The organism is Algoriphagus confluentis (assembly GCF_036245625.1).
Classification (GTDB): domain Bacteria; phylum Bacteroidota; class Bacteroidia; order Cytophagales; family Cyclobacteriaceae; genus Algoriphagus; species Algoriphagus confluentis.
The window spans coordinates 230,293-243,323 of record NZ_BTPD01000001.1; the positions used below are offsets into that span (position 1 = coordinate 230,293).

Sequence of the window (13,031 nt, forward strand, 5' to 3'; positions counted from 1 at the left end):
AAAAATCCTATGAAAAACTACACCAAACTACCGTTGTACCTATTTGCAGCCTTGGGCTTTGCCTTTGCATCTTGCGAAAGCGAGGATCCGGTAGAGGAAAACGACGGAGAAGTGATCACCGATGTAACTTTAACTTTCCAAGAAATGGACGAATCCAACAATCCGGTAGGAAGTCCCTTTTCTTTCACGGCAAGTGACCCTCAAGGGATCGAAGTGGGTGGCTCTCCTACTATCGAAACGGTAACTCTGACCAGAGGAAAGACTTATTTGATGACCATCGAGGTATATAATTCCATTGAAGATGAAGACATCACGGAAGAAATCGAAGAGGAAGCCGATGAGCATCAATTCTATTTCTTGGGAAGCGGATTTGACAGCAATATTCTTTCAATTTCCTATGCTGACCCTGATGGAATCGCCTTAGGCCTGAGAAATATGCTCACTGTTTCTTCCTCTCCCGGCACCAATAACACTCAAATGAGAGTAGTCCTGAGACACGATTTGGATAAAAACTCCCCTGGAGCAGATGACCCTAACTTTGCCAACTTTGTTCAGGCAGGCGGAGAGTCTGATTTGGATATTACATTCCCAGTGGTGATTAATTGATTTCCAATTTTGCCAATAAAAAAAGCAGCTCTAGGGCTGCTTTTTTTATATCTAATGTTTTTTTCGAGTTAGAATTCTTTTCCGCAAATAGCTACTTTCTGAGCATCAAAACCAGCCGAAGGATTGATTCCTATATTTCCTGCCACCAAAATCACCTCGTAATCCGGTCCCTCATTGGCCAGATGGATTTTCACATGCCCGTCAAATTGGGACATTTCTTCAAAGGTAAGCCTGGATCCATCAGACAATTGCCCCAATTGAGTCACCGAGCTTAAATTTCTTGCTGATACAGGGCTCAAAATAAACGCAATCGGAGAATCCGCCTGATCATAACTTCCAAAATGGAGATGTGCAGGAAAAGAATAGTCTGTATTCGATTTTGATCCATCCATTCTCAGAGACAATTCCAAATTTCCGTCAGCGAGCTCTTTGACGACCAAATTCCCATCAAAATCGTAATCACTGGACTTAAAAAGTTGAAATTCCAATTGACGTCCTGTATAAAGATCCGGTTCTTGCTCGCTGCAAGACCACAAACCAGCCATCACAACCAATCCAAGGATTAACTTTTTCATAAATTCCTAGTTTTTCATTTCTAACGAACACTTCTGGGAAGCTGTTCATTAATTAGCTAAAATTATCAATTAAAACCACATTTTCGGTGATCTCGCTCACTTTCCTGAGCTCACCTTTTTTCTCCACCCTATGAAGCATTTTGCGGAACTTATTTCCCGACTGGACCAATCCAATAAGACTGGAGATAAACTTGGTGCTTTGCTTCAATTTTTCGAAGAGGCTTCTGATTCTGATAAAGTTTGGGCAATTGCAGTTTTTTCCCACCGCAGGCCCAAAAGACAAGTCAGCACACGACAGCTTCGGGATTGGTGCATGGAGACATCCAGTATCCCGGAATGGCTTTTTGAAGAAAGCTATCATACCGTGGGTGACTTGGCCGAAACCATAGCTTTGCTGCTTCCACAGCCTTCCAAGGCCAACTCCCTACCCCTTTCAGAGTGGATTGATCAACTGATTGCTCTGGAAAAACAAGAAGAGGAAAACAAAAAAGAGTTTATCCTTCAGGCTTGGGATCAATTGGATCGTACCGAGCGCTTTGTGTTCAATAAGCTGATTACTGGAGGTTTCCGGATTGGTGTCAGCCAAAATCTGATGATTCAGGCCTTGTCAAAGTTTTTGAATAGAGACAAATCCCAAATAGCACATGCTTTGATGGGCAATTGGGATCCCTTGAAGCTCAGTTTTGAAGAGCTCTTTGATCAGGGGGAAATTGAACAGGACATATCCAAGCCCTACCCTTTCTTTTTGGCCCATCCCTTGGAAGGCGTGCCTGAAGAGTTGGGAGATAGGGCTGAGTGGCTGGCCGAATGGAAATGGGATGGAATTCGGGGGCAACTGATCCGGAGAAAAGGAGAGACTTTTATTTGGAGTCGTGGGGAAGAACTGGTCAACGAGAAGTTTCCCGAGCTACTGGACTTGGCCGAAAATCTCCCGGATGGAACAGTCCTAGACGGTGAAATTCTCGCCTTTAGTGAAGGCAAACCCCTACCCTTTGCAATTCTTCAAACCCGAATTGGAAGAAAGAATCTTAGCAAAAAGCAGCTGACAGAAGCTCCTGTAAGTCTTCTCGTCTATGACTTGCTGGAATGGAAGGGAAAGGATGTTAGAGACTGGCCTTTGGCTGAGCGGAAAAAAATCATTCAGGAACTTTATCACTCCCATCCCCATCCAAGATTTGAACTTTCGAAAGCTTTGTCTCCTGAGTCTTGGAAGGATCTTGCCGATCTTAGACAAGCATCAAGAGAACACTTTGCTGAAGGCCTGATGATGAAAAAACTGGATTCTCCCTACGAATCGGGAAGAAAAAGAGGAAGCTGGTGGAAATGGAAAATCGAACCCCTGACCATTGACGGGGTAATGATCTACGCTCAAAAAGGTCATGGCCGAAGGGCTGACCTGTATTCGGATTACACCTTTGGAGTGTGGGAAGGAGACCGTTTGGTTCCTTTCGCCAAAGCCTATTCCGGGCTGACCGATGCGGAAATGCGAGAGGTGGATGCCTTTGTTAAGAAAAACACCAAGGAGCGCTTTGGTCCGGTGAGAACCGTGAAGCCCGAGTTGGTTTTTGAGATTGCCTTCGAAGGAATTCAGGACAGTCCCCGTCACAAAAGTGGGATTGCGTTGAGATTTCCCCGAATTTCACGCTGGAGAAAAGACAAACCCATGGAGGAAGCCAATACGCTCGAAGATCTCAAATCCCTGCTCAAAGTCTATGGAGGATAAGAATCTGGAAATCGGCCTTGAGTTTTTCCGGCAAAAAGGCTGGACCCCTTTTCCATTTCAATTGGAGACCTGGAGGGATTTTTTGGCAGGAAAGTCGGGACTTCTTAATGCACCCACCGGATCGGGAAAGACTTTTGCGCTTTGGTTTCCGGCTATCTTGGAGTACATCCAAAACCATCCGGATAGCTGGAAAACCCCTAAAAATGATGGAATTCAGCTGATTTGGGTGACTCCTCTGAGAGCTTTGGCACAAGACCTCCAAAAAGCCATGCAGGAAGTCTGTGAGACAATCGGGCTTCCTTGGCAAGTAGTCGTCCGCAATGGAGACACCGATGCCAAGACCCGTGCAGCACTGAAGCGCCGGCCTCCCCAATGCCTGATCACCACCCCGGAGACCTTGCATATCCTTATTTCCCAAAAAGATCACAGGAATCTTTTTCAGTCCTTGAAAGCAGTGGTGGTCGATGAATGGCATGAACTGGTAGGAAACAAACGAGGAGTGCAGGTTCAGCTGGCTTTGGAATACCTTCAGGCTATTTGTCCCGGTCAATTCAGAAGATGGGCGGTATCTGCCACCATCGGCAACCTTAGCCAAGCAGCACAAACGCTCTTGGGAAATAATCTTCCCATCCATATTGTGAAGGCCAAGGTGGAAAAAGAGATCATCATACGCTCAGTATTTCCTGAGGAAATCGAAAAGTACCCTTGGGCTGGGCATTTGGGAATTCGTATGCTCGATCAGGTAATTTCCATCATTGAAAGTGGAAAATCAGTCCTGTTATTCACCAATACTCGCTCACAAACTGAGATTTGGTATCAGAAAATCCTGGAAACCCGTCCCGATTGGGCAGGCTGGATTGCCATGCATCATGGTTCATTGGATATGTCTGTACGAGCTTGGGTAGAAAATGCGCTGCACGAAGGAATCCTGAAATTGGTCGTGTGTACCTCAAGCTTGGATTTGGGAGTGGATTTTAGGCCAGTGGATCGAGTCATCCAAGTAGGAAGTCCAAAAGGGGTAAGTCGCTTTGTACAGCGGGCTGGCCGGGCAGGTCATCAGCCTGGACTTCCCTCGGAAATATTTTTTGTCCCCACGAATGCCTTGGAGTTGGTCGAGGCAGCAGCTCTTCGAAATGCCATAGAAATGGAAGAAATGGAATCCCAATACACACCTGAGCTTCCTTACGATGTTTTGATTCAGTTTTTGGTCACTTTGGCAGTGGGAGAAGGGTTTGATCCTGAGTTTATTTTCCCTTTGGTCAAAAGGACCCGTTCATTTTCCAAACTGAATGAAGAAGAGGAGCTATGGATCTTGGATTTTATCATCAAAGGAGGTGCATCCTTGGGCAATTACGAGGATTTTCTCAAAGTAGTACGGGACGAAGACGGGCTGTATCGGGTCAAGAGTAAGAAAATCGCCATGAAGCATCGGCTCAGCATGGGAACCATCGTATCCGATGTGAACCTCAGGGTAAAGTTTAAGAATGGGACTTACCTGGGTTCGGTGGAGGAATATTTTATATCCAAATTGAAAATCGGAGATCGGTTCTTTTTTGCCGGTAGAAGCTTGGAACTCCTGCAGGTGAAGGGAATGGATGTTTTTGTAAAAGTGTCGGAAAAGAAGACTTCAAATGTGGTGAGCTGGATGGGAGCACGAATGTCTCTTTCCTCCATGCTTTCTGACAAGATTAGGGAGATTTTCAAGGAATACAATCAGGGAATCATCCGTTCAGAGGAAGTAAAAAGGGTGCTGCCTATTCTGGATTTGCAAAGTAAGCTGTCCATCGTGCCGGATGGAGAGACTTTTCTGATAGAATCGCTTCAGTCCAGGGATGGTTATCACCTGTTTTTCTATCCTTTCGAGGGAAGGATGATGCATGAGTTGATGAGTGCGCTGATTGCCTATCGGATTTCCCTAAGCTATCCGGTGTCTTTGAACATGGCTATGAATGACTACGGATTTGAGATCTTGTCCGACACCCCGATTTCCATAGAAGAGCTGATCGAGGAGGATATTTTTACTCTGAAAAACATCGAAGAAGATATCCTTCACTGCGTCAATGAGAGTGAAATGTCCAGAAGGAAGTTCCGGGAAATTGCCAGCATAGCCGGTTTGGTTTTTCAGGGATACCCGGGCAAGCCCACTTCCTTCAAGCATATTCAGGCCAATTCCAGCCTGTTATTTCAGGTTTTTGAACAATACGACCCGGACAACCTTCTGCTCAGACAGGCTCGGCAAGAAGCGCTCAATCAACAGATGGAGCAGGAGATGTTTATCCGAGCAATGAAAAAACTGAACCGCTCCCGATTCAGTATCCAATATCCCAGTCAGTTTACCCCTTTTTCCTTTCCCATCATGGTGGACCGACTCAGCCGAACCAACATTTCCTCAGAAAGTGTGGAAGACAAAGTGGCCAAAATCCTCGCTCAAATGGAGGAAGTGGATTAATTGGCTCTCCAGAAAAACGGAGTAAACAGAATCAAAATGGTGAAGAGCTCCAAGCGGCCCAAAAGCATCAGGAAAGAAAGCACATACTTGGCGGCCGGTGAGAAAAAGGCGAAATTATCGACAGGGCCCACTTCACCGATGGCCGGTCCTACATTTCCCAAGCAGGTAGCCACAGCCCCTAAGGAGGTGGATAGATCATAGCCTAAGAGCGAAATTGCCAATGAACCACCTACAAAAGTGCTGAGGTAGATCAAAAGAAAGTTCATGATGTTATTGATGATCCTCCCGGTAACCCGCTCACCGTTAATGATCAAAGGGACAATGGCGCGAGGGTGAACGATGCGTTTGAATTCCAGCCAGGAGTTTTTGAGGAAGGTGACGTGTCGGATAAACTTGATTCCTCCTGCTGTAGAACCTGCTGAACCTCCCAAAAACAACATCATAAAGCAGATATAGGTGATCCCTTTTCCATATTGCGTATAATCATCCGTCACAAAACCCGTGGTGGTAATCAAGGAAACGACTTGGAATGATGCTTTACGGAAGGATAATTCGATTCCATTATCTGAGGTACCCAAGATTCCGGCGAAAACAACCAAAGTCAGCAAGACGACTGCCCCGGTGTAAGCTTTGAATTCATCACTTTTCACAATTCTGGAAAAGCGTCCGACCATCCCGAAATAAATCAAGGTGAAGTTAGTCCCCGCCAAAAACATAAAAAAAACAGCTGAGTACTGGATAAATGCCGAGTCATAGAAGGCCATGCTGGCATTTTTGGTAGAAAACCCTCCCGTAGCCAAGGTGGTCAATCCATGATTGATCGCATCGTAAAACGTCATTCCTCCTATCCAATAGGCCAAGGTGGCAAGGGCAGTCAATCCTACGTAAATGTACCATAATCGCTTGGCAGTCTCGGAAATTCTGGGATGTACCTTGTCTGAAGTAGGACCGGGAGATTCGGCCACAAAGAGCTCAGAACCTCCAATACCCAGCAAGGGGAAGATGGCAACGGTCAATACGATAATTCCCAAACCACCTATCCATTGGGTCATACTTCTCCAGAAAAGCAGCCCCTTGGGCATGGCTTCGATGTCATTCAGAATTGAGGCCCCAGTGGTAGTCAAACCCGAAACGGTCTCAAAAACAGCATCGGAGAGGCTATTGATTTCTTCTGAAAGCAAAAAAGGCAACATCCCAAACAGGGACATGATCACCCAACTCAAGGCCACAATCAAATAGCCCTCCCGCTTTCTGATGAGCTGATCGTACTTGGCAAAAGAAAAGAAAAAGATCAATCCAAGAAGAACCGAAATAGCTGCGGAAATAGCCAATGGGGCTGAGTTTTCTCCATAAATCCAGGAAATACTTACGGCAGGAAGCATCAGAACCCCGATCAAAAACATCAAGGCTCCCATGATTTTCCCTATGGCTTTGAGATGAACCATCGCTTAGTGAAACAGCTTTTCCAAGGTCTGCTTGGCTTCAGGAAGGGCCAGGACAATAGCTTTATCATCCATATGAAGAATAAACTCCCCATCCGGTATAAATACATTTTCCCCCCGAATCACCCCGGCCACAATCGCGGTGGAAGGAAAGTGTAAATCTTTCAAAGGATGCTTAGTGAGTCTGTTGTTTTTGGAAACGCTGTATTGAATAAATTCTGCATCCACTCCGTAAATCCCAGAAACTGCATCTACTTTTCCTTTCCGAAGGTATCGGGTGATTTCATTGGCTGCCACGAGTTTTTTATTGATCAGAGAATCCACCCCGATGCTGTGGGAGATATGGATGTACTCCCTGGTGTCCACATGGGCGATGGTTTTATACACTCCGTGATTCTTGGCTGAAAGACTGGTGATGATATTGGTCTCTGAGGATTCGGTCAGAGCCAAAAATGCATCCATCTGCTCTAGCCCTTCTTCCACCAGCAATTCAATGTTTTTGTAGTCACCATTAATGACCAAAGTGTCTGGTAACCGCTCCGCAAGCCATTTGCAGCGCTCTTTGTCGTTATTGACCAAGGTAATTCTGTAGTCTCCCTGAAGACGGATCGCTGTGGTCACCGCCATGTCATCTCCTCCGATGATCATGATGTTCTTGATCCGTACCTTTTTCTGACCCAAAGCTTCGATAATGCTCTCGGTGTTTTTCTTGTGGGAGATAAAAAATGCATGGTCGTTGTTTCGGATAATCGTACTTCCTCGAGGAATGATCGTCTTTTGGTCTCTAACAATGGCAATGATACGGATATCCTCGTAGGTAGGATCTTCTTTGGTATCCATGATCCGTTGATTGACCAAAGGACTGTATTGGTCCAATGTGATCCCTACAATGTTCAACTTGCCTCCTCCAAAATCGAAAACCTCGGTAAAGCTGGAGTTTTCAATCATTTTGGCAATCTCCTGAGAGCATAGCATGGTAGGAGATATCAGATTGTCTATGCCCAAATTGTTGAAGTAAGGCACATTATCTTCCTTCAGGTACGTGTGATTTCTCACCCTTGCCATCACTCGCTTAGCTCCCAGCTGCTTAGCCAAAACCGCCGTAACCAGATTAGTCTTCTCAGAAGTGGTGACCGCCAAGACCATATTTGCGTTTTGGACATTGGCCTGATCGAGCACATCCAGGGAGGTCGCATCTCCTTGAACGGTCATCACGTCCAATTTGGAAGCCACATAATCCAAAACATTCCGGTCGGTATCAATGAGGGTGATGTCCTTGTTGTCGAAACTTAATCGCTCGGCAAGGTGGTATCCCATGTCTCCTGCCCCGGCGATTACAATGTTCATTCCCATGTAGGTAGCGTGAGTGAATTGAGAAACAAAATTAAATTCTTTTGGCAGTGTACCACGGAATTCAGACTATTTCTTTTTTCCGAAACGACCAATTATTTCCCACTCTCTTTAATTTATTCCAAACCCATCTCCATGATTGCCCTTCCTATTCATCCAATAGACTTTGGCTTTCTGCATCGGGCATTTCCTGAACTTCTTTCAACTTCCTTTGGATCACCCGAGTCCTCACCCCTACCAGTTTGTCCAGCTCAGCATTGGCTTCACTCAGCTTTTTCTGCGTTTTCTCCAGTAAATCTCCAAATTTCCCAAACTCATTCTTGATCGCTCCAAGAATTTGCCAGACTTCGGAGCTCCTTTTTTGGATGGCTAAAGTCTTGAATCCCATCTGAAGGGAGTTCAAAATAGCCGAAAGCGTAGTGGGACCTGTTACGATGACCTTATACTCCTGCTGAATCTGCTGGGCTAGGCCAGGTTCGCGAAGGACCTCCGCGTAAAGGCTCTCCATAGGAAGGAAAAGCAAGGCAAAATCTGTGGTTGCCGGGGGATGAATGTATTTGTTTTGGATATCAGCAGCTGACTTTTTAATCGCTTTCACCAACTCTAGGCGAAAAGCATCGATGCTGATTTTTTCTCCTGTTTCGTAGGCATCCACCAGTCTCAGGTAGGATTCCTGAGGAAACTTGGAATCGATGGGAAGAAGGACCGTTTCCTCTTGTCCGGGCATTTTCACAGCAAATTCCACTCGCTCTCTTGATCCGTTGACGGAGGCATTGGACAGAAATTGGTCGGGAGAAAGCATATTTTCCAAAATAGCCTGTAGCTGATATTCACCCAAGACACCTCGGTTTTTCACATTGCTCAGAACTCGCTTCAGATCTCCTACTCCATTGGCCAAATGCTGCATTTCACCCAATCCTTTCTGCACGGCCTGTAGCTGATTGCTTACCATTTCAAAGGATTGGCCCAAACGGGTTTCTAAGGTTTTCTGCAGCTTTTCATCTACCGTCTCCCGAATTTTTTCCAGTCGGGTTTCCGTGTTTCTGACCAGCTCCTCCTGTCTTCTGTTCAGCTCAGAAAACTTCTCCCGTTGCATTTCCTGTAAGTCTCTCATGCTTTGGCGAACAGTATCTCCAAACAGACGCAGGGCTTCACTTTGATCCTTTGCCCCTGCTCTTTGGGAATCAAAAACCAACTGAAATTGCTGGATTAGTCGATCTGATACTTCTTTTCTGTTTTCCTTAAGAGAAAAAGTCAATTCCTTGGAAATTTTAGAGAACTCCTCCGAAAGAGCCTGCTGCTGATTTTCTCCACCTTTCCTGAAAATAAGAAAGAAAAAAAGCAAAATCTGAAGCAGCAGAAGTACATAAATCCAATACTCAATCTGCATATACCATTTGTTTAGGTGGATGAAGGTAGTTTTTTCTGACCTCCACCCCTAAAAAAGACAGGTATTCCGCGACAGATTCTGTCGGTATTTCTTCCATTGGCACATGTCCCGCATCAGGAAAAACGATCAGGTTGGAGCCTGGAATGACCTTTTCCAATTGTTGCCCCTGAGAAAGGGGAATCCAGGTGTCCTTTGCGCCCCAAAGAATCAAAGTCGGCATAGTCAGTCGATCAAAATCAATGGTGGATCTTCTTCCCTGAGTCATCCGATCCATGGTAGCTCGGCGATTACCCTCCCGAAGCATCAATTCATAGTATCGATCCACCACTTGAGCAGATACCCGGGACTCATCCCCGTAAACTTCCTTCATATTCATGGCAAAAAGGAACTTTGGCGTGCACTTGAGTAGAATTTTGGAAAATACCGGGTTCTCGATCAGTTTGAAAATCCAAGCACCTCCCCCTCTGTTGGTGGTGGAAATAGAGTCTAAGCTTCTCACTTCTCTTTGCGGTGCACCTGAGGCGTCGATCAGATTCAGAGAAAGAACCTTGTCCGGACGATTGGAAGCGATATTCAAAGCCACTGCTCCTCCCATGGAATTACCCGCTAGGTGAAACTTTGAAATATTGAGCTTCTCGGCCAACCTCATTACCAGGTGACTGTAATCCTCCACCGTGTAGCGCTTAAGCTCATCCGGACCTGTAAGCCCATGCCCGGGAAAATCCAAAGAAATGGTCATGAAGTAAGGGCTCAACTCCTGCTGCCAAACATCCCAGGTATGCAAAGAGGAAAAGCTTCCGTGAAGAAGAAAAATGGGTTCCCCATCTCCCAAAAACCGGACATGTACATTAACTCCGTCGATTTCTATAAAGTGAGACTGAGGTGTCCAGTATTTGGAATTGATTTCCTCAGCCGAAATATCTCCCCGGTAAAGAAGCGCCAAAAAAAACACCAATGCCAATATCAGAACGGCTAAAACTTTTAAAATCTTGAAAATCCACTGCATGCCCTATTTTCTTTAAGCGATATAACAATTCCTACAAAAAATCTTCCCAATTCTCTATTTTCCCAAAAAATCTGTTTTGAAACTCAAAGATCTCCTGAAAAAAACCGGTCCAGGTCCTCTGGTCACCGCTGCATTTATCGGTCCGGGAACAGTCACGGTTTGTTCTCTTGCGGGCATCCAGTTTGATTATACCTTGCTATGGGCATTGGGACTGAGTTTGGTAGCTACACTTTATCTACAGGAAATCTCAGGTCGATTGGGATTGATTACCCGGATGGATCTGAGTGAATTATTGAAAAAACAATCCCAAAATCAAGTCTTTAAAATCCTTTCTCTGGTATTGGTCTTTCTTGCCATTGGCTTGGGCAATGCAGCCTATGAGGGAGGGAATCTTACTGGTGCCAATCTAGGTTTGGGCGTGTTTTGGGAAGCTCCGGTTTGGGAAATCAATTCATTCAGCATCCAATCCGGCACCTTGCTTTTCGGGGGACTGGCTTTTTTCCTCCTTTGGTCCGGGAATTACAAAACATTGGAAAAAGCCTTGATTGCCTTGGTCATCTTGATGTCCTTGGCCTTTTTGATGGCGGCAGGCATGACCCGACCGGATTGGTCGGCGGTATTCTCAGGGTTTGTCCCCGTTTTTGATGAGGAAAAACTTCCCACTATAGTTGCCCTAATTGGGACTACGGTAGTTCCTTACAATCTTTTTCTCTACGCCAGTCTGGCTAAAAACAGGTGGATTAAGCCCAAAGAAATCACTGATATGCGCTGGGATATCAGCTTGGCTGTGATATTGGGCGTAGGAGTATCGATGAGTATTCTGATTGTAGGTGTAGCCAATCCCGTATCCGAGCTCCGGACAGCCGCTGATATTGCCCAAGGACTGCGTGGGGTTTTTGGGGAATTTGCCTCTTACTTGATGGGGTTTGGGTTGATGGCTGCAGGATTGACCTCTACGATTACCGCTCCTCTGGCAGGTGGAATGGTGATTTGTGGCTTATTGGGAAAAAGTCAGGAAATCCAGTCGACATCGATGAGGATTGGCATGGGAAGTATTTTACTGCTGGGAATAGTCGTTTCTTCTCTCGGGATTCGTCCATTTTACCTGATCACATTGGCCCAACTTGCCAATGGCATCCTTTTGCCCATTATCAGTGGATGGTTGATTTGGGCAGGTAGTCAATCCGGTTTTCTAGGACACCACACCAATTCCAAAACATGGACCTTTTTTGGCTTTTTGATTTGGGTCCTTACACTGGTTTTGGGCTTAAAAAGTCTTGGGGCTGTTTTTGGATGGTTTTGAAGTTCGATTTTTGAAATTTCCGAATACAGGCCTGAGTTTATTTACGAGGTACGAATTACGATTTACGACATCTGTAGGATCTTCAACCCTGATTCCCTCACCTTAAACATTTTACTTTATCCTTCACAGACATCGGTCATCCGACATCGGTCAATACTTCCGTCTCCCGTCTTCGATCTTTTTTACAACTCCCTCGCCTGAAACGTATTTCCCAGGCTCAAATCCCCCGTGTCAAATCCTTTTTTGAACCATCGCATCCGCTGGGCAGAGGTACCGTGAGTAAAGGAATCCGGCACCACTCTACCCGTAGCTTGCTTTTGTAACCGATCGTCGCCTATGGCATTGGCTGCATTCAGCGCTTCTTCCAAGTCTCCTGCCTCCATCATCGCGGAAGACCTTTGGCTATGATGCGCCCATACACCGGCTAAAAAATCAGCCTGAAGCTCCAATCTGACCGAATTGTCGTTGTATTCCTTTTGGCTTACCTTACCCCGAAGGCTGTGTACCTCATCCGTGATCCCCATGATTTTCTGAATATGATGTCCCACTTCATGGGCAATGACATAAGCATAGGCAAAATCTCCTCCCGCACGAAGCTTGGTTTCCATTTCCTGAAAGAAACTCAGATCGATGTATAGCTTTTCATCCGCAGGGCAGTAAAATGGACCTGTAGCCGCACTGGCATTTCCGCAGGCAGAGGAAACAGCCCCTGTGTACAGCACCAAAGTAGGTTCACGGTAGTTGTCGATCAACTGATTCCAGACATCTTCGGTATCAGCTAGAATAGTAGCCGCAAAAGCAGCCATTTCTTCCTCCTCGGCAGTTGGAGTATAGTTGGTCTCTGTGGTAAAACCCTGACTTCCCCCACCGCCCAATAGGCCGCCCAAGAGATTCAAGGGATTGGTCCCAGTGAAAACGGAGAAGGCGATAAACAAACCAATGATGACTAGGCCTGTTTTGGAAAAAAGAATCTTTAGCAGTGGCCCCAAAAGCAAAGGATTAATTCCACCGCCTCCCCCTCTTGGACCCGGCTGCCCTCTCCGGTCATCGATATTTGAGCTTTGTCTTCTGCCTTGCCATTTCATGGGATTTTCATTGAGATCGTGAGAACTTATTCTTGACCAAGACAGACGATGCTACCTAATCCGGGCCATTTGAGTAAAAGGGTATTTGATTTAGGATAAATT

At 45.8% G+C, this 13,031-nt stretch carries 10 protein-coding genes; 4 read left to right on the forward strand and 6 right to left on the reverse strand.

Annotated features, from left to right (window positions below; all coding sequences use genetic code 11):
* Positions 1-9: 9 nt before the first annotated feature.
* On the forward strand, positions 10-606 hold the full coding sequence (locus AAA943_RS01040; protein WP_338222384.1) for a hypothetical protein: 597 nt from the start codon (positions 10-12) through the stop codon (positions 604-606).
* Between the two features lie 68 nt (positions 607-674).
* Here AAA943_RS01040 and AAA943_RS01045 read toward each other — a convergent pair whose 3' ends face one another.
* Positions 675-1,181 (reverse strand): hypothetical protein, encoded by a 507-nt coding sequence (locus tag AAA943_RS01045; protein WP_338222385.1) that lies wholly within the window; start codon positions 1,179-1,181, stop codon positions 675-677.
* A 130-nt stretch (positions 1,182-1,311) separates the two neighbouring features.
* Here AAA943_RS01045 and AAA943_RS01050 point away from each other — a divergent pair, with 130 nt between their 5' ends.
* Together AAA943_RS01050 and AAA943_RS01055 are read left to right on the forward strand one after the other, a co-directional pair.
* A complete protein-coding gene (locus AAA943_RS01050; RefSeq protein ID WP_338222386.1) occupies positions 1,312-2,904 on the forward strand; it encodes an ATP-dependent DNA ligase in 1,593 nt (530 codons plus the stop codon).
* Positions 2,894-5,353: a ligase-associated DNA damage response DEXH box helicase gene (locus AAA943_RS01055; RefSeq protein WP_338222387.1), complete on the forward strand. Its 2,460-nt coding sequence runs from the start codon at positions 2,894-2,896 to the stop codon at positions 5,351-5,353. Before AAA943_RS01050 ends, AAA943_RS01055 begins: the two co-directional genes overlap by 11 nt.
* Here AAA943_RS01055 and AAA943_RS01060 read toward each other — a convergent pair.
* The 4 genes from AAA943_RS01060 to AAA943_RS01075 all read right to left on the reverse strand — a co-directional run bounded on the left by AAA943_RS01060 (position 5,350) and on the right by AAA943_RS01075 (position 10,541).
* A complete protein-coding gene (locus AAA943_RS01060) occupies positions 5,350-6,798 on the reverse strand; it encodes a TrkH family potassium uptake protein (protein WP_338222388.1) in 1,449 nt (482 codons plus the stop codon). The genes AAA943_RS01055 and AAA943_RS01060 overlap by 4 nt on opposite strands.
* A 3-nt stretch (positions 6,799-6,801) precedes the next feature.
* Positions 6,802-8,148, reverse strand: coding sequence for a Trk system potassium transporter TrkA (trkA, locus tag AAA943_RS01065; RefSeq protein WP_338222389.1), 1,347 nt, complete (start codon positions 8,146-8,148; stop codon positions 6,802-6,804).
* Between the two features lie 145 nt (positions 8,149-8,293).
* A complete protein-coding gene (locus tag AAA943_RS01070; RefSeq protein WP_338222390.1) occupies positions 8,294-9,535 on the reverse strand; it encodes a DNA recombination protein RmuC in 1,242 nt (413 codons plus the stop codon).
* Entirely contained in the window at positions 9,525-10,541 is a 1,017-nt protein-coding gene (locus AAA943_RS01075) for an alpha/beta fold hydrolase (RefSeq protein WP_338222391.1), read from the reverse strand. Before AAA943_RS01075 ends, AAA943_RS01070 begins: the two co-directional genes overlap by 11 nt.
* A gap of 76 nt (positions 10,542-10,617) precedes the next feature.
* Here AAA943_RS01075 and AAA943_RS01080 point away from each other — a divergent pair, with 76 nt between their 5' ends.
* Positions 10,618-11,844 (forward strand): NRAMP family divalent metal transporter, encoded by a 1,227-nt coding sequence (locus AAA943_RS01080; RefSeq protein WP_338222392.1) that lies wholly within the window; start codon positions 10,618-10,620, stop codon positions 11,842-11,844.
* Positions 11,845-12,026: 182 nt separating this feature from the next.
* On the opposite strand, the gene ypfJ is transcribed toward AAA943_RS01080, so the two are convergent.
* Complete coding sequence (gene ypfJ, locus AAA943_RS01085; RefSeq protein WP_338222393.1) at positions 12,027-12,929, reverse strand: KPN_02809 family neutral zinc metallopeptidase; 903 nt, start codon at positions 12,927-12,929, stop codon at positions 12,027-12,029.
* Positions 12,930-13,031: the final 102 nt, after the last annotated feature.